Source organism: Streptomyces sp. GL_140 (genome assembly GCF_057834465.1).
This window is the reverse complement of the sequence record NZ_CM174404.1, coordinates 549,061-571,492: the sequence shown is the minus strand read 5'-3', so window position 1 is coordinate 571,492 and position 22,432 is coordinate 549,061. Positions and strand designations below refer to the sequence as shown.

Below are 22,432 nucleotides of genomic sequence, written 5' to 3'. Positions count from 1 at the left end.
GCGGTACGTCCCATCGCGGATGACGATGAGCGACAGCGGTTCCCCCGAGACACACCGGCCTGCCGTTCCCCCGAGACGGCCGCCGGGCCGGGCGGTGACCGCCCATGACGGACGAGGGTCCGTACGCGATGGAACTCCACGCCCTCACGAAGGGCCCTCACGAAGGAGTGAGCAGATGACGACCACCCTGTCCGAACGGGTGTCACAGTCCGCCTTCGACGGCTCCATGCTCCGGGTGGTCCTCCTGATGGACCTCCACGAAGGAGCCCAGCAGCGGTTCTTCGAGGCGTACGAGCAGATGCGCCACGACATCGCGTCGGAACCGGGACACATCAGCGACCAGCTCTGCCAGTCGTTCGAGAACCCCTCGCAGTGGCTCATCACCAGCGAGTGGGAGAGCGCGCCGCAGTACCTCGCCTGGGTCAACAGCGAGCACCACGCCGAGCAGGTGCGCCCCCTGGGCGCCTGCGCCCGCGCCATGCGCCCGCTCAAGTACACCGTCCTGCGCGAGACCGGCCGCGGCTACCAGGAAGCGCGGCGCCCCAGCGGTGCGCGGTTGCAGGAATCGCCCCGGCTCGGCGCCGGCATCGTGCGCCACGCGCTGACCTTCACGGTCAAGCCCGGCAGCGAGGAGAAGGTGGCCCAGATCCTCTCCAGCTACGCCTCCCCGGCCGCCGACGTCGACGGCCACACCCGGCTCTGCCGGACCTCGCTGTTCATGCACGGCAACCGTGTCGTGCGTACCGTGGAGGTCCGCGGCGACCTGATGTCGGCGCTGCGGCACGTTTCCGAACAGCCCGAGGTACGGGCCGTCGAGGAAGCCATCAACCCGTACCTGGAACAGGACCGCGACCTCGGCGACGCCGAGTCCGCCCGGATGTTCTTCATGAAGGCCGCGCTGCCGGCCGTCCACCACGTCGCCGCGCGCGAAGCGGGCGCCGAGGACCGGTCCGACGTACGCAGGAACGCGCTCTTCTACCCGGCCAAGCCCGGCTGCGGACCCGCGCTCGCCAGGTTCCTGGCCCGCCAGGACGAGGCCGCCGCCCACCGCCCCGACGCCCCCACGGTGAGCAGCAGCATCTTCCAGCGCGACGACATCGTCGTCCGCCTCATCGACGTGCGGGGGCCGCAGGGGTCCGGACTGGAGACCGCCTTCGGGGTCCGCGGACCGCGCAAGGCGGCCGTCCTCGCCCGGCTGATGACCGCCGAGGACCACGGCCCGTCGTCCGCCCAGCGCCACACCATGCGCCTGATCACCGACCGCCGGGCCCCCGCCGAGCACTGAGCCCCCGACGGCACGCACCACGACCACCCCGGACCGGGGGACCGAAGGACCCGGGGAGCCCCGGTCCCCGGACCCCCTTCGCTCCCCACCCGCCAGCCCCGTCCAGGCTCCCCACCGCCAGGAGGAACCCGCCATGACCAAACAACGCCCACCGCACATCGTGGACCTCAGCCAGACGCAGCCCAACACGCGGCGCGGCGGAGACCTGAGGGCCGTGCTCACACCGACCTCGGTGGGCTGCACCAGCGGCTTCATGGGCCTTGCCGTCATGGCCCCGGGCGAGCACATCGCCGAGCACTACCACCCGTACTCCGAGGAGTTCGTGTACGTCATCGCCGGCACGCTGGAGGTGGACCTCGACGGCGAGGCCCACCCGCTCCTCACCGACCAGGGACTGCTCGTCCCGCTCAACGTGCGCCACCGGTTCCGCAACGTCGGGGACACCGAGGCACGCATGGTCTTCCACCTCGGGCCGCTGGCCCCGGACCCGAAACTGGGCCACGTGGACACGGAGGAGGCGGTCCATCCGGAGGGCTCCGCCTGGGAGCGGCCGCCGGACCGTGCGGGAGTGGTCTCGTGACCCGCCGCCGGGTGGCCGTCACAGGGGTCGGCGTCGTCGCCCCGGGTGGGATCGGCACCACCGCCTTCTGGGACCTGCTGTCCAACGGCCGTACGGCCACGCGCGGGATCACCCTCTTCGACCCGACCGGTTTCCGCTCCCGGATAGCCGCGGAGGTCGACTTCGACCCCGCCGAACACGGCCTCACCGCCGAGGAGGTGGCCCGCGCAGACCGGTACATCCAGTTCGCCCTGGTCGCCGCCGGCGAGGCCGTGCGCGACGCGGGTCTCGACCTCAGCACCGACGAGGCCTGGCGCACCGGAGTCTCCCTCGGCACGGCCGTGGGCGGAACCACCCGCCTGGAGCACGACTACGTGGCCGTCAGCCAGTCCGGCGCCTGGTGGGACGTCGACCACCGGCTCGCCGGACCCCACCTGCACCGGGCGTTCACCCCAGCCACCCTGGCCTCCGCCGTCGCGGAGAAGACGGGGGCACGCGGCCCGGTGCAGACCGTCTCCACGGGCTGCACCTCCGGACTCGACGCCATCGGCTACGCCGTCCACTCCATCGCCGAAGGGCGGATGGACGTCTGCATCGCCGGCGCCTCCGACTCACCCGTCTCACCCATCACCGTGGCCTGCTTCGACGCGATCAAGGCCACCTCCCCGAACAACGACGACCCCGCCCACGCGTCCCGGCCCTTCGACGCCGACCGCGACGGCTTCGTCCTCGGCGAAGGCGGGGCCGTCCTCGTCCTGGAGGAACTGGAGCACGCCCGCGCCCGCGGTGCGACCGTCTACTGCGAGATAGGCGGGTACGCCACCTTCGGCAACGCCCACCACATGACCGGTCTGACCACCGAGGGCCTGGAGATGGCCCGCGCCATCGAAACCGCCCTCGCCCAGGCCCGGGTCGACCCGCGCGAGATCGACTACGTCAACGCGCACGGATCCGGAACCAAGCAGAACGACCGCCACGAGACCGCGGCGGTCAAGAGGGTCCTGGGCGACCACGCCTACAAGACGCCGATGACCTCCATCAAATCGATGGTGGGGCACTCCCTCGGCGCGATCGGGGCGATCGAACTGGCCGCCTGCGTCCTGGCGATGACCCACCAGGTGGTCCCGCCGACGGCCAACTACGAGACCCCCGACCCCGAATGCGACCTGGACTACGTCCCGCGCGTCGCCCGCGAGCGCACGCTGCGCAGCGTGCTCTCCGTCGGCAGCGGCTTCGGCGGCTTCCAGTCCGCCGTCGTCATGAGCCGGTCCGAGGAGTCGAAGGAGGAGGTGGTCTCGTGAGCGACCGTACGGTCATCACGGGCATCGGGGTCGTGGCGCCCAACGGAATCGGCGCCGAAGCCTTCTGGAAGGCGACCCAGTCGGGCGGCTCCGCTCTGGGCCGGATCACCCGGGAGGGCTGCGAGCACCTCCCGCTGCGCGTCGCCGGCGAGGTGCGCGGCTTCGACGCGGCCTCGATGGTCGAGGAACGCTTCCTCGTCCAGACCGACCGCTACACCCACCACGCCCTGGCCGCCGCCGACCTCGCCCTGGAGGACGGCCGTCTCGGCCGGGCCGACTACGAGGACGACCCCTTCTCGGTCGGCGTGGTCACCGCGGCAGGCTCCGGCGGCGGCGAATTCGGACAGCGCGAGCTGCAACACCTGTGGGAACAGGGCCCGCGCTACGTCGGCCCCTACCAGTCCATCGCCTGGTTCTACGCCGCCAGCACCGGGCAGATCTCCATCCGGCGGGGCCTCAAGGGCCCCTGCGGGGTGGTGGCAGCCGACGAGGCGGGCGGGCTCGACGCCTTCGCGCACGCCGCGCGGGCCATCCGCCAGGGCAGCCGGGCCATGCTCGTCGGAGCCACCGAAGCGCCCCTGGCCCCGTACTCCATCGTCTGCCAGCTCGGCTACGAAGGACTGAGCACGCACGAGGACCCGGAGCGGGCCTACCGGCCCTTCACCGACAAGGCCTGCGGCTTCGTCCCCGCAGAGGGCGGCGCGATGTTCCTCGTGGAGGAGGAGCAGGCCGCCCGCCGCCGCGGCGCGCCCGTCCGGGCCGTCCTGGCCGGGCACGCGGCGACCTTCACCGGCCCGCACCACCCCGAGAGGGCCGCCGGGTCCGGCGAAGGCCTCGCCCACGCCATCAAGGGAGCCCTGCGGGACGCGGGCTGCGCCCCCGAGGAGATCGACGTGGTCTTCGCGGACGCCCTCGGCACCCCCGAGGCGGACCGGGCCGAGGCCGCCGCGATCCTCTCGGCCCTCGGATCGCACGGGCGCACCGTCCCGGTCACCGCGCCCAAGACGGGCACCGGCCGGGCCTACTGCGCGGCCCCCGCGCTGGACACCGCCGCCGCGGTGCTCGCCCTGGAGCACGGCATCGTCCCGCCCACGCCGAACGTCTTCGACGTGTGCCACGACCTCGATGTGGTGACGGGCAGCGCCCGTCCCGCGGAGCTGCGCACCGCGCTCGTCCTGAGCCGGGGCCTGATGGGCTCCAATGCCGCGCTCGTGATCCGCATCCCTTCATAGAGACACCTCCTAGAGACAGAAGGAGCCGCTCATGTCCGAACGACTGACCGTCGAGGAGCTGGCCGCCCTGATGAAGTCCGGCGCCGGCATCACCGTCGACCCGGCCGAGATGAAGAGCCGTCCGGACTCCAAGTTCGACGACTTCGGGCTCGACTCGCTGGGCCTGCTCGGCATCGTCGGCCTGCTGGAGAACAAGCGCGGCCGGGCGCTGCCCACCGACGCCGACCGGTGCAAGACCCCCAAGGAGTTCCTCGAACTCGTCAACACCAGCCTGATGACCGGAGCCTGAGATGGCAGGACACACCGAGAACGAAATCACCGTCAACGCACCCATCGAGGCCGTCTGGGAGATGACCAACGATCTCCTCGGCTGGCCCCAGCTGTTCAGCGAGTACGCCTCGCTGGAGATCCTGGAGGAGGACGGGCCCACCACGCGCTTCCGCCTCACCATGCACCCCGACGAGAACGGCACGGTGTGGAGCTGGGTCTCCGAACGCACCCCCGACCCCGTCACCCGCACGGTGCGTGCCCGCCGCGTCGAGACCGGCCCGTTCGAGCACATGGACATCCACTGGCAGTACTTCGAGGTGCCCGGCGGCACCCGGATGGTGTGGACCCAGGACTTCGCCATGAAGCCGCAGGCACCCGTCGACGACGCCGGGATGACCACGCGCATCAACCAGAACTCGAAGATCCAGCTGGAACTGATCCGGGACAAGATCGAACAACGCGAACGCGAGAGCCGCACGCCCGCGGCCAGCCGCGTCTGAGACGAAAGGCACCACACCGGATGCACCGCGCTCTCATCGTCGCCCGTATGGCGCCGCAGTCCGCCCCCGACATCGCCGAGCTCTTCGCGGCCTCGGACGCGGGCGAACTGCCGCACCTCGTCGGGGTCACCCGCCGCAGCCTCTTCCAGTTCGGCGACGTGTACATGCACTTCATCGAGTCCGACCGTCCCCCGGGTCCGGCCATCGCCCAGGTGACCGGCCACCCCGAGTTCCAGGACCTCAGCGACCGGCTTAGCGCCTACGTCAGCCCGCACAACCCGGAGACCTGGCGCAGCCCCAAGGACGCCATGGCCCAGGAGTTCTACCGCTGGGAGAGTCCCCGTCCGCGATAGCCCTGCGGTGACTCGCGCGACCGGAAGGCCTCGGGCCCCGCACCCACCTGGTGCGGGGCCCGCCACCGTCCCCGCCCTCCCCGCCGTCTCCTCCCGCCCGGCCCTACGCACGGCGGGCCGCCACCGCCGCGCAGGCCACCGCCAGCGGCAGCTCCGCCCCGAACGCCAGCAGCAGCGCCAGCGTCTGCTCGCTCCCGGCCGAGGTCGTGACGTCGAACCAGGCGTCCATCAGCAGCAGGGCCGCCGTCGCCGCCGCCACCGGGACCACCCGGGTGTCCTTGCGGCGCAGTAGCAGTCCCGTCCCCGTGAGCCCCGCGGCCAGCATCACGTCCAGGCCTATCCACGCGGTGGCCCAGTTGGACACCTCGGCGGTCTGCGGCAGTGTCTTCGCCAGTACCACCATCCACGGCACCAGGGCCAGCCCGGCTCCGGTGAGCACCGTCGACACACGGGGCGCCGTGCGGACGGCCGGGCGGGTGCGGAACTGCGGTGCGACGAGGGCCATGGCTGCGGGTCTCCTTCCGCCCCGCGGTCCGTCCGCCGGGCACACCACAAGACTCGTCCGCCGGGCCGCCCGAATCAGTAGCCCCACGATCCGAACCGGGGGTGGTGCCAGGTACACCCCGGACCGGGTACCAGCGGGGTGGAAACGCCCTGGCCAGGGCGATTACCGTACGCACATGGCAAGTTCCGGCGCGCTGCGGCGTACATTCACCTGGATCACGGCGCATGCGCCCTGGTCCTCATGGGCATGGCGCAACACCGCTTTCACGGCGGCCGCGATCCCGCCCGCACTACCCCTCGGGCTCGGCCTGATGCTCCTGCTCACGGGCCCCGGACACAGCCCCGTCCCGCTGCTGCTCGTCCTCGTGCTGTCCCCGCTGCTCACCGCCCTCCAGCGCAACCGCTGCTGGTCGCTGCTCGGAGTGGACATACCGCCCGTGGTCCGCGAACACCCCTGGCACAGCTTCCGGGGCCTGAGCGAACGGCTGCGCTCAGAGGCGACCTGGCGGCAGTACGGCTACCACTTCCTGGTCAGCCCGATCGCCGCCCTCGGCGGCGCACTGCTGCTCCTCACCTGGGCCGCCGGCGCCGTCTGCGCCAGCGTCTACGCGTGGTCCTGGGCCGTCCCGAGCTGGAGCCGGCAGCTCGATCTGGTCACCGTGGTCGGGGTCCTGCTGCTGCTGGCCGCACCCTGGTTCGCGGCCCTCCTCGCCCGGCTCGACACGGCCGCCGCCCTCTCGCTCCTGGGCCCCAACCGGGCCCGCGAACTGGAGCGCCGCGTCGAGGACCTCGCCGAGAGCCGGGCCGACGTCCTGGACGCCGCCGACCTCGAACGCCGCCGCATCGAGCGGGACCTCCACGACGGGGCCCAACAGCGCCTGGTCTCCCTCGCCATGAACCTCGGAATAGCCCGCGCCACCCTCCCCGGGCTGCCCCCCGAGGCCAAGGCCGTCATCGACGAGGCCCACCGCGAGGCGAAGGAGGCCATCGAGGAACTCAGCAGCCTCGTCAGAGGCCTTCACACGCCCGTCCTGGAGGACCGCGGGCTCGACGCCGCGCTCTCCGGCATCGCCGCCCGCGCGCCCCTGCCCGTCGAACTGACCGTGAACCTGGCCGTGCGCCCGGGCCCCACCGTCGAGGCCGTCGCCTACTTCGTCGTCTCCGAAGCCCTCGCCAACATCGCCAAACACGCCCGAGCCCGGCACTGTTCGGTGCACGTCGCCCGGACCGCCGACGACGTACTGCGGCTCACCGTCACCGACGACGGCGTGGGCGGCGCCGACCCGGCCGGGGGCACCGGACTGACCGGCCTGCGCAAACGCGTAGGGTCGGTCGACGGAAGCATCAAGATCGACAGCCCCATCGGGGGCCCGACCACCCTGACCGTGGAGCTGCCGTGCGTGCCGTGATCGCCGAGGACTCCGTCCTCCTGCGCATCGGACTGGTGAAAGTCCTCGAAATGGCCGGCTTCGAAGTGGCCGCCGAAACCGGCGACGCCGAGGGCCTGCTGTCCGCCGTCGAGGAACACAAGCCCGAACTCGCCCTCGTCGACGTCCGGATGCCCCCCGGCTTCACCGACGAAGGCGTCCGCGCCGCCCTCATGATCCGCCAGCAGAGCCCCGGCACCGCCGTCCTGCTCCTCTCCCAGCACGTGGAGGAGCGCTACGCCGCCGACCTGCTGTCCGCCCCGAGCAGCGCCGGCATCGGCTACCTCCTCAAACAACGCGTCGCCGACGTCGAGGAGTTCATCGACGCCCTGCGCCGGGTCGCGGGCGGCGGGACCGCCCTCGACCCGCAGGTCGTCGCCCAGCTCCTGCTGCGCCGCGGCGGCGGCCCGGACCCCCTCGAACGCCTCACCCCGCGCGAGCGCGAGGTGCTCTCCCTGATGGCCGAAGGCCGCTCCAACGCCGGGATCGCGGCCGAGCTCGTCGTGAGCGAGAGCGCCGTGGCCAAACACATCAACAGCATCTTCGCCAAGCTCGACCTCTCCGTCGCCGACGGCGACCACCGCCGTGTCCTCGCCGTGCTGCGCTTCCTGGACGGCAGCCCGTGACGCCCCCGCCGACCGGAGCCGCGGCCCCGCCACGCCCCAAGCGGCGGCTCGCCTGGATCCTCGCCGCCCTGCTCGGCGCGGTCTTCGTCGTCCTGCCCGCCGCCTGGCAGGCCGGGGCGTACGGGGTCACCCGCACGGGCACCCTCCACGGCGGCAGCACGGGTCACCCGGTGACCGCCCTGCGCATCACGGGCGGCAGTGCGAACATCACGGTCCGCCCGCGCGGGGACCAACAGGTCGGCTACCGCGCCGAGATCGCCTGGTCGAACAAGAAGCCCGTCATCGAGGAGAGCTGGCAGGACGACACCCTCACCCTGACCCCGCACTGCCCCGACGAGGACTCCTGGCTCACCGTGGGGCTCTCCTGCTCCGTCCAGCTCGGCGTCGCGGTGCCCGCCGGCCTCCCGGTCACCGTGACCGCGGACTCCGGCCGCATCGACATCGGCGGCCTCGGCGGCGCCGTCGACGCACGGGTCGACTCCGGAGAGCTCCACCTCACCGGCCTGCGCGGCCCGGTCCGCGCCCGCGTGGGCTCCGGCAGGGTGGCCGCCGAGGCCATCACCGCGCCCGAGCTCGAACTCGCCGTCGGCTCCGGCAGGGCCGCCGTCGACTTCGTCAGCCCGCCGCAGAAGGTCACCGCCGACGTCGGTGAGGGCCGCCTCGCCCTCACCGTCCCCGACGCCACCACCTTCCGGGTCGCCACCCGGATCGGCTCGGGCCGCGTGGACCTCGGACCCGGGCTGTCCGATCAAGCTTCTTCGCGGACCCTGGACCTCACCGTGGGGTCGGGCCGCGTCGACGCCCGGTACCTGGAGCTGATGCCCTGAACCTCACGGCGCGAGACCGCCCCGGGCGATGACCTCCGCGTACCAGCGCGCGCTGTCCTTGGGCGTACGCAGCTGCGTGGCGAAGTCCACGTGCACGATGCCGAACCGCTTGCTGTAGCCGTACGCCCACTCGAAGTTGTCCAGCAGCGACCACAGGAAGTAGCCGCGCACGTCCGCCCCGTCCCGGATCGCCCGGTGCACGGCGGCGAGGTGTTCCCGTAGGTACGCGATCCGCTCCGGATCGTGCACCTCGCCCCGGGGACCGGCGTGGTCCTCGTAGGCCGCGCCGTTCTCCGTGACCAGCAGCGGCACCCAGGGCAGCTCGTCGCGCAGGCGCGTCAACAGCTCGTACAGCCCGCCCGCGTCCACCGGCCAGTCCATCGCCGTACGGGGACCGGGCGCGGGAGGGAACCGTACGAGCCCCTGCGCCCCGGGCCACGGCGAGGGCGACGGCTTGGGCGACGGGTCGGCGTCGGGTGCGTGCGACCCGGCGGCCGCGACCACCGTGGGGGCGTAGTAGTTCAGGCCCAGCCAGTCGATCGGCTCGCGGGCGGCCGCGAGATCGCCGTCCCGGACGAAGGACCAGTCCGTGAGGGCGGCGGTGTCACGGACCAGGTCCTCGGGAAGCCGCCCGTGGAAGACCGGGTCCAGGAAGATCCGGTTTCCCACCGCGTCGATCCGCCGGGCCGCGTCCGCATCGGCGGCCGAGTCCGTCAGGGGCCGCACCACGTGGAGGTTGAGCGTCAGCGACACCTCCGCCGACCGGGGCAGCGCCGCGCGCAGCGCCCGTACGCCCAGCCCGTGGGCCAGGTTGAGGTGGTGCGCCGCCCGCAGCGCGGCCTCGGGCTCGGTGCGGCCGGGGGCGTGCACCCCGGACGCGTAGCCGAGGAAGGCCGAACACCAGGGCTCGTTGAGGGTGGTCCAGCTGCCCACTCGGTCCCCGAGCGCCCCGGCGACCAGTCCCGCGTACTCGGCGAACCGCTCGGCCGTCACGCGGCGGGGCCACCCGCCCCGGTCTTCGAGCTCCTGCGGCAGGTCCCAGTGGTAGAGCGTGGCCACCGGCCGGATCCCCGCCTCCAGCAGCGAGTCCACCAGCCGCCGGTAGAAGTCGAGTCCCTGCGGCAGGGCGGGCCCCCGCCCGGTCGGCTGCACCCGCGGCCAGGCCACCGAGAAGCGGTAGTCGCTTACGCCGAGCCGCTTCATCAGGCCCACGTCCTCGGCCATCCGGTGGTAGTGGTCGGCGGCGGTGTCCCCGGTGTCGCCGCCCAGCACCTTGCCGGGCGTACGGCTGAAGGTGTCCCAGATCGAGGGCGTACGCCCGTCCAGCGCGGCCGCGCCCTCGATCTGGTAGGCGGCCGTCGCGGTGCCCCACCGGAACCCCGGGGGAAAGCGGAGCGCCGCCCCCGCGGCGGGGGACGCGTCGACAGTGGTCATGGAAGGCTCCTGGAAGAAGTGGAGGAGAGGGAGGGCCGGGGAGAGAGGGGGCGGAGCTCAGCCCTTGACCGCGCCCTGCATGATGCCGCCCACGATCTGCCGGCCCAGCAGGCCGAAGACGAGCAGCACGGGCAGCGTCCCGAGCAGGGTGCCCGCCATGATCACGGACTGGTCGTGGACGTAGCCGCCGCCCAGCTGGCGGAGCGCGACCTGCACGGTCGGCTCCTGCGAGGACAGCGCGACCACCGGCCAGAAGAAGTCGTTCCAGGCCGTCATGAAGGTCAGCAGCCCCAGTACGGCCATGGCCGGCCGGGCCACCGGGAGCACGATCGACCGGAAGATCCGGGCGTACGAGGCCCCGTCGACCCGGGCCGCCTCGATCAGCTCGTCCGGCAGGGACTGGGCGAGGAACTGCCGCATGAAGAACACGCCGAAGGCCGAGACCAGTCCGGGCAGGACGACGGCCTGGAGCTGGTTCACCCAGTGGAGCTTCACGATCAGCATGAACAGCGGGATCACCCCCAGCTGCGGCGGGATCATCATCGAAGCGACAACGGTGCTCAGCAGCGCTCCGCGCCCCCGGAACCGCAGTTTGGCGAAGGCGAAGCCGGCGAGGGTGGAGCAGAGCACCGTGCCGACGGTGATCGCACTCGACACGATCAGGGAATTGAGGAGGGCCTTGCCGATGTCCGCTTCCTCCAGGACCGCCTGGAGGTTGACCAGGAGCCTCGGACCGGGCAGCAACGAGGGCACCGGCCGTGCCAGTTCGGCGTTGGAACGGCTCGCCGCGACCAGGGTCCAGTACAGCGGGAAGGCCGACACCAGCACCGCGCAGGCCAGCACCGCGTAGCTGAGCCGGCCGCCGCGCCGGACGGTGGGGGAGGAGCTCATCGACCGGCCTCCTTGCGGTAACGGCGGCGCACGAGGAGGGCGTTGCCCCCGACCAGCGCCACGATCAGCAGGAACATCACCCAGGCGATGGCGGCCGCCCGGCCCAGGTGGAAGAAGCCCCAGCCCTGCTCGTACATGTACAGGCCCAGGGTCTGGTACTGGTGCGAGATGCCCCCGGACACGGACCCTTCGAAGAGCAGCGGTTCCCCGAAGAGCTGGGTGGCGCCGATCGTGGAGACCACCACCGTGAAGACGATGGTGGGACGCAGTCCGGGCAGGGTCACGTGGAGGAACTGCCGCCATTTCGACGCCCCGTCGACCTCGGACGCCTCGTAGAGCTCGCCGGGGATGGACTGCATGCCCGCCAGGTAGATCAGCGCGTTGTAGCCGGTCCAGCGCCAGACGACGATGGAGGAGACGGCGATCTGCGAGGCGACCGTACCGCTCTGCCAGTCCACCGGGGCCGAACCGAAGGTGCCCAGCAGGTCGTTGACGATTCCGAAATCCCGCCCGAAAAGCTGGGCGAAGATCAGCGAGGCCGCGGCCACCGAGGTCGCGTACGGGAGCAGCAGCGCTGTGCGGAAGAAAGTGCGGGCGCGCAGACGGTAGTTGAGGATGTGCGCCAGACCCAGGGCGATCAGCAGCTGCGGAACCGTGGAGAGCACACCGATGGTGAAGGTGTTGCGCAGGGCGGTCCAGAAGAACGGATCGGTGAACAGGGCGGTGTAGTTGTCCAGGCCCCGCCATTCCAACTCGCCGGGGCTCTGCAACTCGACGCGGTAGACGGAGACGTACGCCGTATAGAGGAGCGGGAACAGGCCGAAGGCCGCGAAGAGCGTGAAGAACGGGGCGACGAAGGCGTACGGGGCCAGACCCCGCCGGGGTCGGGGGCGGGTGCGGGGGAGCGGGTGCGGGTTCACGGCGGGTCAGCCCAGGGCGTTCTTGACGGCCTTCTTCGCGTTCGACCAGGCCGTCTCCGGCGGCGTGCCCTTGCGCTCCACCTCGCTCAGCGCGTTGGCTATCTGGTCGGCGATGTCCTTGTCGTGCGGCCCCAGCACCTGGACCGGCGCCTTCTCGGCGGCGTCGCCGAAGATCTGCCCGATCGGGGCGTCCGAGAAGTACGGGTCCTTGGCGTCCGAGATCTGCCCGATCGCCTTGACGGCGGAGGGGAAGTTGCCCTGCTTGCGGAAGAGCTTGGTCTGCTGCTCTGCCGCGGTGAGCCACTTCACCAGCTCGGCCGCCTCCTTCTTGTGCCGGGCGGCCCGGGGGACCGCCAGGTAGGAGCCGCCCCAGTTGCCCGCGCCGCCGGGCAGCTTCGCCACGTCCCACTTGCCCTTGCCCGCCTCGCCGGCCTGTCCCTTGATGTAGCCGAGCATCCAGGCGGGGCAGGGCATGGTGGCGAAGGAGCCCGAGGAGAAGGCCTGGTTCCACGGCGGTGACCACTGGTCCAGCTTGGCGCTGAGACCGTCCGCCGCGGCCTTGACCGAGGCCTCCCAGGCGGACTTCACGGCGGGGCTGTTCTCGTAGATCAGCGCGCCCGAGGAGTCGTAGTAGCGCTCCTTCGCCTGGCCGACCATCACGGCGTTGAGGCTTCCGACGCTGTCCAGCCAGGAGCTGCCGGACGCCGCCTTGGCCGCGTACTGGCGTCCGAGCTCCAGATAGCCGTCCCAGGTGGCCCACTTGGCGGCCAGTTCCGTACGGTCGGTGGGCAGGCCCGCCGCCCGGAACAGGTCGCTTCGGTAGCACATGGCCTCGGGCCCGACATCGGTGCCGAGGCCGAGCACCTTGCCGTCCTTGGTCGTCGCGGCCGCCCACTTGGCGGCGGCGAACTCGCTCCGGAGCGCGTCCGCCCCGTACTCCTTGAGGTCGGTGAACTTGTCGGCCTGCTGCTGCGTCACCGAGGCGATGCGCCCCACCTCCAGGCCCTGGACGTCTGCCAGCCCGCCGCCGCCGGCGAGGTGGGTCTGGAGCGACTTCCAGTAGTCCTGCTCGTCCTCCGTGTCGGTCTGCTTGATCTTGATGTTCGGGTGGAGCTGCTCGTACTCGGCGTAGAGCCCGGCCTCCTGGTAGCCGAATGCCCCGAACAGGTCGATGGTGAGCGTGACTTGGCCGCCCGCACCCCCGTCGGACTTGGAATCGGATCCGGAGCCGGATCCGCAGGCGGCCAGCAGGGCTCCGGCGAGGGCCATGGTGCCCAGGCGGAGCGTGGCTCTCCCGGCGGCTCGGGGGATGGACGGCATGGTGCGGCCTCCTCGACTTGGCGGATGCGAGTCTCCCGAGAGCACTTTCTTCCAGAGCATCTTGAGAGCGCTCTCAGAACGCGACTGGAGCGTGCACCCCGCACGAGCGCCCCGTCAAGAGCCGTGCGTCGAGCGGCCGGGAATCACCCCAGTTGCAGCGGCCGACCGTCTATGCCGAGCCGCGCCGCACGAGGGTGGTCGGGGTGATCACCGATCCGGGCACGCCGTGCGTGCCGTGCGCCTTGTCCAGGGTCCGCAACAGCAGCCGGGCCATCAGCCGCCCCATGCCCTCGATGTCCTGACGTACGGTCGTCAGCGGTGGATCGGTGCTCTCCGCGACCAGCTCCGCGTCGTCGAAGCCCACCAGTGCCACGTCCCCCGGCACGGACCGCCCGCGCTCGCGCAGCACGCCCAGGGCGCCCGTGGCCATCAGGTCGTTCGCCGCGAACACCGCGTCGAGCCCCGGGCAGCGCTCCAGCAGTTCGGCCATCGCCCGCGCCCCGCCCGCCGCGGTGAAGTCGCCCTCGGCGATCAGCGCCGGATCGGCTTCGAGCAGCACGTCCCGGTACCCGTCGAGCCGGTCGGTCGCCGAAGTCTGGTCCAGCGGACCCGCGATGTGCGCGATCTGCCGACGCCCCAGGGACACCAGGTGCCGTACGGCCTCGCGGGCGCCCCCGCGGTTGTCGGCGTCCACGTACGACACCGGTCCGTGCTCCCCGGTCGTGCCGGCGGGCCCGGTCCAGCCGGGCCGGCCCCCGTAGACCGTGGGCATGCCGATGCGGCGGGTGATCGCGGGCAGCGGGTCGTCGGTGTGCAGGGAGAAGGCGAGGGCGCCGTCGACGTGCCCACCCGCCAGATAGCGCTCGATCCGGTCGTAGTCGCCGCGGTCCTCCACGAGCAGCAGGACCAACTGGGTGTCGTGGGCCGTCAGTTCCTTGCTGATGCCGCGGACCTGACGGGAGAAGAAGGGGTCGGAGAAGATCCGGATCTCCGGCTCCGCGATGATCACGGCCACGGCCCCGGTGCGCCGGGTCACCAGCGTGCGCGCCGCGTGGTTGGGCACGTAGCCCAGGTCCGTGATGGCCGCGCGGACCTGCTCCACCAGCTGCGGGCGGACGCCGTCGCCGCCGTTGACCACCCGGGACGCGGTGGCCCGCGACACCCCGGCGCGCGCCGCGACCGCCTCCAGCGTGGGCCGGCCGGCGGGAAGCTGTTCGGCCACGGGCGCTCCTCGTGCGGGTCCGGGGGACAGTTGTACTGGCCCTTTCGGACAGCAGGGTAACCCGTACCGTCGGGAACGCTGAGAGCGCTCCCGACGGTACGGGCGGTGCCGGCCGGTCGTCCGGTCAGGGTTTCACCAGCCGATGCCGAGGGTCAGCCCGGTCGGCGGGTCGGAATTGCCGAGGATCTGCACGGAGGACTGGTCGTTGACATCGTCGTAGGGGAATCCGTAGGCCCGTCCGTTCAGGCCCACGGTGTGGAAGAAGCCGGCGTAGTCGTTCTTCGCCGGCCCGCCGTAGTACGCCGCCGGGGAGTACCAGGTGGCGGGGTCCAGCGCGACGCCCCGGCTGAACGCGGCGCAGAACTCCGCGCCGAGCTGCTTCTCGGTGTCGTTGCCCGAGGCCAGCGCGCCCGCGCAGGCCATCACGTCGGGAGAGGTGGGCTTGCGCAGGACGAAGGAGCCCGCGCCGTTCTTGGTGAAGGTCAGGACGGATCCGCTCACCCGGCCCGTGAAGGTCTCGCCGAGCCGGGTCAGGGTGAACTGGTGGCCGGTGAAATGGCTCCAGGCCTGGTCGATGTACGCCGTGAGATGGTCCTGCTGCGCGCCGCCCGCCAGGAAGAGGTTCGAGGAGCGCGGCGCCACGATCCGGTAGCCGTTCTGCAGCGGCTTGAAGGCCGCCGGGAGGGAAGCCGAGTACCGCTGCACGACCTCGGCGCGGGTGAGGGAGATGCCCTGAATGGTGTCGTACCCGCTGGAGGTCTGGCGCAGCCGGGAGGTGATCGGGAAGCCGAACTGGTCGACCGTCGTGGTGTTCCCGCCGAAGGCGACCTGGCCGTGGACGTAGGTGTACTCGTACCAGTCGTAGTACACGTCGCTGTTGGGGTCGTCGGGGTTGCGCAGATCGGGGCCGCCCCAGCCCTGGTCGTCGGGGGAGACCGGGATGTAGACGGGGGAACCGAGGGAGATGTAGATCCGGCCACCGCGGATCGAGGCGGGGGAGGGCACCGTCCCGCCCGTCCGGTCGAGCGTAAAGGACATGTTCGGATAGGCGACCCCCCGTTTGACGAGGTGGCCGGGGGCTCCGGCGTCCAGGTGGCTGATGTGGGCCATGGAGCCGTCGGGCTTCATGTACGACCACTGCCCGGGGGTCACCTGGCCGAGGACGGTGACGTGGATCTGCGCGTCGGTGTACGCGCCGCGGGTGTCGTTCCGGAAGGTGATCGGGAAGGTCCCGGCAACGCCGCCGCCTCCGCCACCCCCCGTCCCGTCCACGGTGGCGGTGAAGCGCGGGGTGTCGAAGAGCGGCCCGCCCTTCTCGTACGTGAACCAGTACGTGAGCGTGGAGCCGGGGGCGAGCGCGGAGACGGTCCGCTGCCAGGTGCCGGCGCTGTCCGTCATCCGGAAGTTCTGCTGGCCGAGCCCTCCGCCGGGCAGGTAGTGGACGTCGACGAGGGCGGCCGGGACGGTAGGCCGGAACCAGATCCGCACCGAGCCCGGGCCCTGGGCGGTGACCCCCTGGGTGTAGTCCGCGGCGGCCCGGGTGGGGGTCGGGGCGATCAGGAGGGCCCCGATCAGGGAGACGAGGGAGAGCAGGCAGATCAGCCCGGTCGCCGGCAGGGCCTTGATGAGGCGGGGGCCGAGTGGGCGTGGTGGTGGATTCACGGGTGCGCGCTCCGTCCGCTCAGTGCCCGAAGTCGAACCAGTTGAGGTTCACGAAATCGACCGACTGGCCGCTGGTGAAGGTCAGGTACACGTCGTGCGTGCCCGTGACGCCGGTGATGTTCGCCGGTACGGTCCTCCAGCTCTGCCAGCCACCGGTGCCCGCCACGGCGAAGCTGCCGATCGGAGCGCTGGTACGGCTGTCGAGCCGGACCTCGACGAGCCCGCTGACCCCGCCCGCCGCGCCGCTCGCGACGCGTCCGTAGAACTGGGTCGCCGGTCCGCCCGAGCCGACCGAGCCGAAGTCCACGCCCTTGTACAGGGCCCAGTCGCCGTTGCCGAGGGCGGTCAGGTCCTGGCCGCCGCCGGTGTCCGTGGTGGTCTCCTTGGCCGTCCCCGCCTGGCCGTCGTACGACTCGGCCTGGATGGCGGCGTACGCGTCGCGGTTCCCGGTCGGCGGGGTGCCGGTACCGCCGGGGGACTGCAGTACGGAGACGTAGTCGACGATCATCGGGTGGCCCGGCTGGGTCCCGGCGTCGGGCCCGCCGCCGAAGGCCGCCGGGAACTCCCCGCCCATGGCCACGTTGAGGATGATGAAGTACCCGTGGTTGGTGGCGTTGGCCCAGGTCGTGGCGTCCATCTGGTTCGCCCGTACGGTGTGGAAGGCCACCCCGTCGAGGTAGAAGCGCATCTCCTCCACGGCGGTGGACCGGTCCCACTCCACCGTGTAGGTGTGGAAGCCGCCCTGGCAGGTGGTGCCGGTGCAGACGCGCTGGCCGCCGATGCCGGACTTCTCGTTGCACGGTCCGCCGGGGCTCGTGCCGCAGTGCATCGTGGCCCACTCGTTGTTGATGCCCTGGACGTTCTCCATGATGTCGAGCTCGCCGACGCCCGGCCAGTTCCACCAGTTGCCCCGGTAGGGTGCGCCCAGCATCCAGAACGCCGGCCAGTACCCCTTGGCCGCGTCGCCCGTGACCTCGGGCATCTGGATACGGGCCTCCGTGCGCAGCTTGCCTCCCGCCGGGGGCTGGAAGTCGGCGCGCCTGGTCTCGATGCGGCCGGAGGTCCAGTTGCCGGCGGCGTCGCGGCGCGGGGTGATGCGCAGGTTGCCCGCGCCGTCGAGGGAGACGTTGGCGGAGTCCGCGGTCATCGTCTCGACCTCGCCGGTGCCGAAGCCGCCCGGTCCGCCGGGGTAGCCCGTGCCGGTGGTGTACTGCCAGTTCGCGGCGTTCACCGCCGAGCCCGAGGCGCCGTTGAAATCGTCGAGGAAGACCTGGGACCAGCCCGCCGGGACGGGCGGAGCGGCGGGGGCGGCCGGGGCGGCGGCGCCGGCGGGCAGGGTGACGGCCGCGGCGGCCGCGGCCGCCATCGCCACGGTGCTCAGCGCGGCGATGACGGCTCGCCGGACCGGCCGCCGTCCTGCGCCGGATGTCGGACGGGTGGGCGGGGTGGATCGGGTGGGAGGCGTGGGGCGCATGGGTGCCCTCTCTGAGGTGTGGGGGGAGACGCGGGACGTGGGGGGACGCGGGGAGACGCGGGACCGACCAATTCCGGTACGGGGCGAGGGTCGTTTGAGAGCGCTCTCAAAGCCCGCGGTCGTCACTGTGCTCCCCGGCCGACGGGCCGTCAAGGGATCGGGCCGGCAAAGCCCTCCGAGGTCGAGCCGACTTAGCGCCCGGCAGTGCGGTGGCGCAAGGACGATTACGGCCGTTCCGCCTCGACTTCTCAACTGGGCAGGCCCTCTTATGAGTTGGGGCCCTAGTCCCAACAATGCGCATGACAACCGAAGGATCTTCGGTCGCATTGTCATCAGAGGGGAACCCCCACATGAACAAGCCTCTCGCCGGTGCCGCGTTCGCTCTGCTCCTCACCGGAGCGGCGGCGGCCCCGGCCGTGGCCCAGGCACCTCGGGACACCGCGGTCACGCAGGCCGTCGCGGTCAACTACGCCGGCACAGTCGCGCTCAGCAACTGCTCCGGCTCCGTCGTGCGCGTACCCAACTCGCTGCCGACCGACCCGGCGCTCGTCCTTTCCAACGGCCACTGTCTGGAGTCGGGCATGCCCGCGGCCGGTGAAGTCGTCAAGGACAAGGCGTCCAGCCGCTCCTTCTCGCTGCTGAACGCGTCGGGCTCCAAGGTGGCGACGCTGCGCGCGAGCAAGATCGCGTACGCGACGATGACCGACACCGACATCTCGATCTACCAGCTGACCAAGACGTACGCGCAGATCAGCAGCCAGTACGGCATCAACGCGCTGACCCTGAACGACGCCCACCCGGTGCAGGGCACCGCGATCAAGGTGGTCTCCGGGTACTGGAAGCGCACGTACAGCTGCAACGTGGACGGGTTCAGCTACCGCCTCAAGGAGGGCGAGTGGACCTGGAAGGACTCGCTGCGCTACACCTCGGCCTGCAACACCATCGGCGGCACCTCCGGCTCGCCTGTGATCGACACCACGACGGGCAAGGTCGTGGCCGTCAACAACACCGGCAACGAGGACGGTGAGAGCTGCACGGTGAACAACCCGTGCGAGGTCGACCAGAACGGCGTGGTGACGGTCCGCCAGGGCATCAACTACGCGGAGCAGACCTACATCATCGTCCCCTGCGTGGGACCCGGTAACAAGATCGACCTGACCCGCGCCGGCTGCACCCTTCCGAAGCCGTAGCACCTCGGGAAAGGCGTCGGGGCCCGCCCGGAGAACCGGACGGGCCCCGACGCCGATGCCCGTGCGACCGCACGGGCGGGCCGGTGGGTCAGCCCTTGGGGACCACGATGACCACGGTGCTGCACACCTTGTCGGCGAAGGTCTGCTTCTTCGCGTCCCACAGCGGCCAAAGCCAGCCGAGGTAGCAGGCGACGGAGTCCAGGAAGTGCGCCAGCCGGCGGACGAAGGCCATGCCGAAGCCGAGGACGTTCCCGTCGGCCTCGCGGCGCACGCTGATGCCGACGACGCCCTTGCCGATCGTCTGCCCGGTCGAGCCCTCCTTGTACAGCTGGAAGATGCCCATGCCGAAGGCGTAGAGGGTGGTGACCAGGCTGAGGATGACGAGGCCGGCGGCCGGGTTCTCGTCACCGCCGGTGAGGAGGCTCACGAGGATCATCGGGCCCGCGATGATCAGGACGTCGATGACGAAGCCGCCGGCGCGCAGGCCCCAGTGCGCCAGAGGCGGCATCCCGGAGCCCGGCATGCCCGGTGCCCCGGCCGGCGGGTACGCGCCGTAGGGCTGCTGCGGCGGCATGCCCATGGGCGGCTGCTGCTGCGGGTAGCCGTACTGCTGGGGCACACCCTGCGGGGCCTGCTGGGGGTAACCGGGCTGGCCCTGCTGGGGGTAGCCGCCGGGCTGCCCCTGCGGGGGCTGCTGGCCGTACGGGTTGTTCGGGTCGCCGAAGCTCATGGCGAAGTCTCTCCAGGGTGTGACGGGGACGGGAGGTCCGCGCGGAGGAACCTCGAGGAACTGGCGGTCGGTCCCTGCGCATCCGCGAACCAGCAGGCCCATCGTGTTAGTAAGATCGGTCACTTGTCCAATCCGTCCCCGCCCCGGCCCCCGTCGTCACACCGCGGGGTCCGCAACGGCACGGAGTCCCGGACCCTGCTTCGGGTCCGGGACTCCCGGGGCCACTTCGCTGACCGCCACCTACAACGACCGGACGGCTCCGGGGTCACCGCCGCGCGAGGATCCCCGTACCACGGCCTTGCTACGGCTACTTCGGCATCAGCACGGTGTCCACGATGTACACGGTGGCGTTGGCGGTCGGGACGTTGCCGCAGACGACGGCGGAGGTGCCGTTGACCTTGTAGGACTCGCCCGAACCGGCCGTGGTCACCTTGCCGGTCTCCAGCGTGGTGAAGGAGCCGCTCTCCAGCTGCTTCGGCGTCAGCTTCTGGCCGACCACGTGGTACGTGAGGATCTTGGTTAGCGTGGCCTTGTCGGCCAGGACCTTGTCCAGGTCGGCCTTCGGGATCTTGGCGAAGGCGTCGTTGGTCGGCGCGAACACCGTGATGTCCTTGGCGTTGTTGAGGGTGTCGACCAGACCGGCCTGCTTGACGGCGGCGACCAGGGTGGACAGCGCCGGGTTGTTGGACGCGGCCGTGGCGACCGGGTCCTTGGCCATGCCGTCGAAGCTGCCCGCGCCTTGCTTCGGCACACCGGCGCACGCCGGGCCGAAGGGCTGGTCCATGGCCATCGCGGCCGAGGGGTCGGCGGCCGGGGCGGAGGTGTCCGCGCTCGCCGCGGCGGCAGGTCCGGCGGCGGAGTCCTTGCCGGACTCGGAACAGGCGGCCAGCGCGAAGGGCAGTACGGCGGCCGTCGCGACGGCGAGGGCGGTACGGCGGAAACGAAGTGTGCTCATGGTGTTCTCCAGTGAAAGGGTGGGATGAATCTCGGAAGGGGCAAGGGGGTCGGCCAAGTGGCCGGTGGCCGACGGCCGGTGGTCAGCCGGCGGTGACGAAGACGCTGTGCCAACCGCTCGCGCCGTCGGGGATGGTGCGGGTCCGCTGCTCGGTCTGGACCTCACCGGTGCCGTCCGTGGCACGGACGGTCAGGTTGTGTCCGCCGGACGTGGTCTGCCAGGGGAAGGACCACTGCCGCCAGGTGTCGGAGGTGGCCTGCTCGGCGAGTCGTGCCTCCTGCCACGGCCCGTCGTCCACGCGGACTTCGACCCGCCGGATGCCGCGGTGCTGGGCCCAGGCGACCCCGGCCACCGTCACCGTCCCGGCCGGGACCCGGCCGAAGGGCTTGGGCGTGTCGATCCGCGCCTGCGTCTTGATCGGAGCCCGGCGCGCCCAGCCGCGCTTGACCCAGTACGGGTCGTAGGCGTCGAAGGTGGTGAGCTCGATGTCCTGGATCCACTTGCAGGCGGAGACGTATCCGTAGAGGCCGGGGACGACCATCCGGACCGGGAAGCCGTGTTCGAAGGGGAGCGGCTCTCCGTTCATGCCGAGCGCGAGCATCGCGTCGCGGCCGTCCATGACCTCCTCGACAGGGGTGCCGAGCGTCATCCCGTCCACCGAGCGGGCGATCAGCTGATCGGCCCGCCCGCCGTCCGACGGCGGTCTGACGCCGGCCTCCCGCAACAGGTCCGACAGGCGTACGCCGAGCCAGCGCGCGGAGCCGGCGTAGGGGCCGCCGACCTCGTTCGACACGCAGGTCAGGGTGATGTCCCGCTCGATCAGGGGTCGTTGGAGGAGATCCGCGAAGCTGTAGGCGCGCGGTCGGGAGATCCCCTTTCCGTGGATCCGCAGACGCCAGGTGTCCGCGTCGATCCTGGGGGCGACGAGAGCGGTGTCGACACGGTAGAAGTCCTTGTTCGGTGTGGTGAAGGAGCTGATGCCGGGGATCGGGAGCCCCGCCCCGGAGGGGATCGCGGCCGCCGGGGAGGCGGGGGCGGGCAGCCGCACGGCGGCGCGCGAGGCCACCGCGCCCTCGCCGCGGCGGCCGGTCAGGGACCGACCCAGGGCGCCCGCCCCGGTGGAGGCGAGGGCCGTGGTGACGGCCGTGATGAGGAAGCTGCGCCGGGTCCAGCGGCCGGCCGGGGCGGCTGCGATGCCGTTCCTCTTGGCGGAGACCTGGCCGAGGACCTCGGCGGAGCCCCTGGTGGGAAGGTGGCGCACCCTCCCCACCAGCATGTACAGCACCAAAGCTCCGACGGCGGCACCCACCAGGGACGGCAGGACGTCGCCCGCACCGGCCGAGTCGGGCCGGCCGAGCGCCGCCCCGGCCCCCACGAGGCCGAAGGTCAGGACGCCGGCGGCCCCCGTACGGCGGTGGCGCAGGGCGAACATTCCCAGGAGGGCGGCCAGTAGGCCGACGGTGGCGAGGATGCCGAGCTGGAGGACCAGCTTGTCGTTCTCCCCGAAGGTCCGGATCGCGAAGTCCTTGAGTGCCGGGGGAGTGCGGTCGATGGCCGCCCCGCCGATCACCGTGACCGGTCCGGCCTGGGGCCGGACCAGCGAGGCGGTCAGCTCGGCGGCCGCCAGTGCCGCGTATCCGGCCAGCAGGCCGCTCACCGCGCCCAGTGCGCCGCGCTTGACGGTCCTTCGGTTGATGCTCACAACGGTCATTCGGCGCGGTGGCCGCGCCGGATGGGTCAGTCATCCGAT

General features: G+C 71.7%; 22 protein-coding genes. 11 read left to right on the top strand and 11 right to left on the bottom strand.

Annotation, left to right across the window (positions count from 1 at the left end; all coding sequences use genetic code 11):
* The first annotated feature begins 175 nt into the window (after nucleotides 1–175).
* From AC3IYJ_RS02830 to AC3IYJ_RS02800, 7 genes are all read left to right on the top strand, one after another.
* Nucleotides 176–1,285 carry a SchA/CurD-like domain-containing protein gene (locus AC3IYJ_RS02830; RefSeq protein WP_489399746.1) on the top strand — a complete coding sequence of 370 codons (1,110 nt, stop codon included), beginning with the start codon at nucleotides 176–178 and terminating at the stop codon, nucleotides 1,283–1,285.
* 133 nt (nucleotides 1,286–1,418) lie between these two features.
* Entirely contained in the window at nucleotides 1,419–1,865 is a 447-nt protein-coding gene (locus AC3IYJ_RS02825; protein ID WP_489399745.1) for a cupin domain-containing protein, read from the top strand.
* The gene (locus tag AC3IYJ_RS02820) at nucleotides 1,862–3,145 is read left to right on the top strand and encodes a beta-ketoacyl-[acyl-carrier-protein] synthase family protein (RefSeq protein WP_489399744.1); all 1,284 of its coding nucleotides are present in this window, start codon (nucleotides 1,862–1,864) and stop codon (nucleotides 3,143–3,145) included. The genes AC3IYJ_RS02825 and AC3IYJ_RS02820 overlap by 4 nt, the downstream gene beginning before the upstream one ends.
* The gene (locus AC3IYJ_RS02815) at nucleotides 3,142–4,377 is read left to right on the top strand and encodes a ketosynthase chain-length factor (protein ID WP_489399743.1); all 1,236 of its coding nucleotides are present in this window, start codon (nucleotides 3,142–3,144) and stop codon (nucleotides 4,375–4,377) included. The genes AC3IYJ_RS02820 and AC3IYJ_RS02815 overlap by 4 nt, the downstream gene beginning before the upstream one ends.
* A 31-nt stretch (nucleotides 4,378–4,408) precedes the next feature.
* A complete protein-coding gene (locus AC3IYJ_RS02810) occupies nucleotides 4,409–4,666 on the top strand; it encodes a phosphopantetheine-binding protein (protein ID WP_330294528.1) in 258 nt (85 codons plus the stop codon).
* A gap of 1 nt (nucleotide 4,667) precedes the next feature.
* A complete protein-coding gene (locus AC3IYJ_RS02805) occupies nucleotides 4,668–5,147 on the top strand; it encodes an SRPBCC family protein (protein WP_489399742.1) in 480 nt (159 codons plus the stop codon).
* Nucleotides 5,148–5,167: 20 nt separating this feature from the next.
* Nucleotides 5,168–5,500, top strand: a complete 333-nt coding sequence (locus AC3IYJ_RS02800) for a TcmI family type II polyketide cyclase (protein WP_489399741.1) — start codon at nucleotides 5,168–5,170, stop codon at nucleotides 5,498–5,500.
* Between the two features lie 103 nt (nucleotides 5,501–5,603).
* Here AC3IYJ_RS02800 and AC3IYJ_RS02795 read toward each other — a convergent pair whose 3' ends face one another.
* Nucleotides 5,604–6,005, bottom strand: coding sequence for an LPXTG cell wall anchor domain-containing protein (locus tag AC3IYJ_RS02795; protein WP_489399740.1), 402 nt, complete (start codon nucleotides 6,003–6,005; stop codon nucleotides 5,604–5,606).
* Nucleotides 6,006–6,180: 175 nt separating this feature from the next.
* Between AC3IYJ_RS02795 and AC3IYJ_RS02790 the strand changes: the two genes are divergently transcribed.
* From AC3IYJ_RS02790 to AC3IYJ_RS02780, 3 genes are read left to right on the top strand one after another with little or no spacing between them, the layout of a single operon-like run.
* Nucleotides 6,181–7,413, top strand: a complete 1,233-nt coding sequence (locus AC3IYJ_RS02790; protein ID WP_489399739.1) for a sensor histidine kinase — start codon at nucleotides 6,181–6,183, stop codon at nucleotides 7,411–7,413.
* Nucleotides 7,401–8,057, top strand: coding sequence for a response regulator transcription factor (locus AC3IYJ_RS02785; protein ID WP_330294523.1), 657 nt, complete (start codon nucleotides 7,401–7,403; stop codon nucleotides 8,055–8,057). Before AC3IYJ_RS02790 ends, AC3IYJ_RS02785 begins: the two co-directional genes overlap by 13 nt.
* Entirely contained in the window at nucleotides 8,054–8,884 is an 831-nt protein-coding gene (locus AC3IYJ_RS02780; RefSeq protein WP_489399738.1) for a DUF4097 family beta strand repeat-containing protein, read from the top strand. The genes AC3IYJ_RS02785 and AC3IYJ_RS02780 overlap by 4 nt, the downstream gene beginning before the upstream one ends.
* Nucleotides 8,885–8,887: 3 nt before the next feature.
* Here the strand turns inward: AC3IYJ_RS02780 and AC3IYJ_RS02775 are convergent, their stop codons facing one another.
* From AC3IYJ_RS02775 to AC3IYJ_RS02745, 7 genes are all read right to left on the bottom strand, one after another.
* Complete coding sequence (locus AC3IYJ_RS02775; RefSeq protein ID WP_489399737.1) at nucleotides 8,888–10,318, bottom strand: GH1 family beta-glucosidase; 1,431 nt, start codon at nucleotides 10,316–10,318, stop codon at nucleotides 8,888–8,890.
* 57 nt (nucleotides 10,319–10,375) lie between these two features.
* A complete protein-coding gene (locus tag AC3IYJ_RS02770; protein ID WP_489399736.1) occupies nucleotides 10,376–11,209 on the bottom strand; it encodes a carbohydrate ABC transporter permease in 834 nt (277 codons plus the stop codon).
* Nucleotides 11,206–12,129 (bottom strand): carbohydrate ABC transporter permease, encoded by a 924-nt coding sequence (locus tag AC3IYJ_RS02765; RefSeq protein ID WP_489399735.1) that lies wholly within the window; start codon nucleotides 12,127–12,129, stop codon nucleotides 11,206–11,208. The genes AC3IYJ_RS02770 and AC3IYJ_RS02765 overlap by 4 nt, the downstream gene beginning before the upstream one ends.
* Nucleotides 12,130–12,135: 6 nt before the next feature.
* Nucleotides 12,136–13,449, bottom strand: coding sequence for an extracellular solute-binding protein (locus tag AC3IYJ_RS02760; RefSeq protein ID WP_489399734.1), 1,314 nt, complete (start codon nucleotides 13,447–13,449; stop codon nucleotides 12,136–12,138).
* A 169-nt stretch (nucleotides 13,450–13,618) separates the two neighbouring features.
* Nucleotides 13,619–14,671, bottom strand: coding sequence for a LacI family DNA-binding transcriptional regulator (locus AC3IYJ_RS02755; protein ID WP_489399733.1), 1,053 nt, complete (start codon nucleotides 14,669–14,671; stop codon nucleotides 13,619–13,621).
* 132 nt (nucleotides 14,672–14,803) lie between these two features.
* Complete coding sequence (locus AC3IYJ_RS02750; RefSeq protein WP_489399732.1) at nucleotides 14,804–16,333, bottom strand: glycoside hydrolase family 64 protein; 1,530 nt, start codon at nucleotides 16,331–16,333, stop codon at nucleotides 14,804–14,806.
* 19 nt (nucleotides 16,334–16,352) lie between these two features.
* Entirely contained in the window at nucleotides 16,353–17,807 is a 1,455-nt protein-coding gene (locus AC3IYJ_RS02745; RefSeq protein WP_489399731.1) for a glycoside hydrolase family 16 protein, read from the bottom strand.
* Between the two features lie 350 nt (nucleotides 17,808–18,157).
* Between AC3IYJ_RS02745 and AC3IYJ_RS02740 the strand changes: the two genes are divergently transcribed.
* On the top strand, nucleotides 18,158–18,997 hold the full coding sequence (locus AC3IYJ_RS02740; protein ID WP_489399730.1) for a S1 family peptidase: 840 nt from the start codon (nucleotides 18,158–18,160) through the stop codon (nucleotides 18,995–18,997).
* A gap of 88 nt (nucleotides 18,998–19,085) precedes the next feature.
* On the opposite strand, the gene AC3IYJ_RS02735 is transcribed toward AC3IYJ_RS02740, so the two are convergent.
* The 3 genes from AC3IYJ_RS02735 to AC3IYJ_RS02725 all read right to left on the bottom strand — a co-directional run bounded on the left by AC3IYJ_RS02735 (nucleotide 19,086) and on the right by AC3IYJ_RS02725 (nucleotide 22,393).
* Nucleotides 19,086–19,727, bottom strand: coding sequence for an RDD family protein (locus AC3IYJ_RS02735; protein ID WP_489399729.1), 642 nt, complete (start codon nucleotides 19,725–19,727; stop codon nucleotides 19,086–19,088).
* A 307-nt stretch (nucleotides 19,728–20,034) separates the two neighbouring features.
* Nucleotides 20,035–20,682: a fasciclin domain-containing protein gene (locus tag AC3IYJ_RS02730; protein WP_489399728.1), complete on the bottom strand. Its 648-nt coding sequence runs from the start codon at nucleotides 20,680–20,682 to the stop codon at nucleotides 20,035–20,037.
* Between the two features lie 82 nt (nucleotides 20,683–20,764).
* Nucleotides 20,765–22,393: a molybdopterin-dependent oxidoreductase gene (locus AC3IYJ_RS02725; RefSeq protein WP_489399727.1), complete on the bottom strand. Its 1,629-nt coding sequence runs from the start codon at nucleotides 22,391–22,393 to the stop codon at nucleotides 20,765–20,767.
* Between the last annotated feature and the right edge of the window lie 39 nt (nucleotides 22,394–22,432).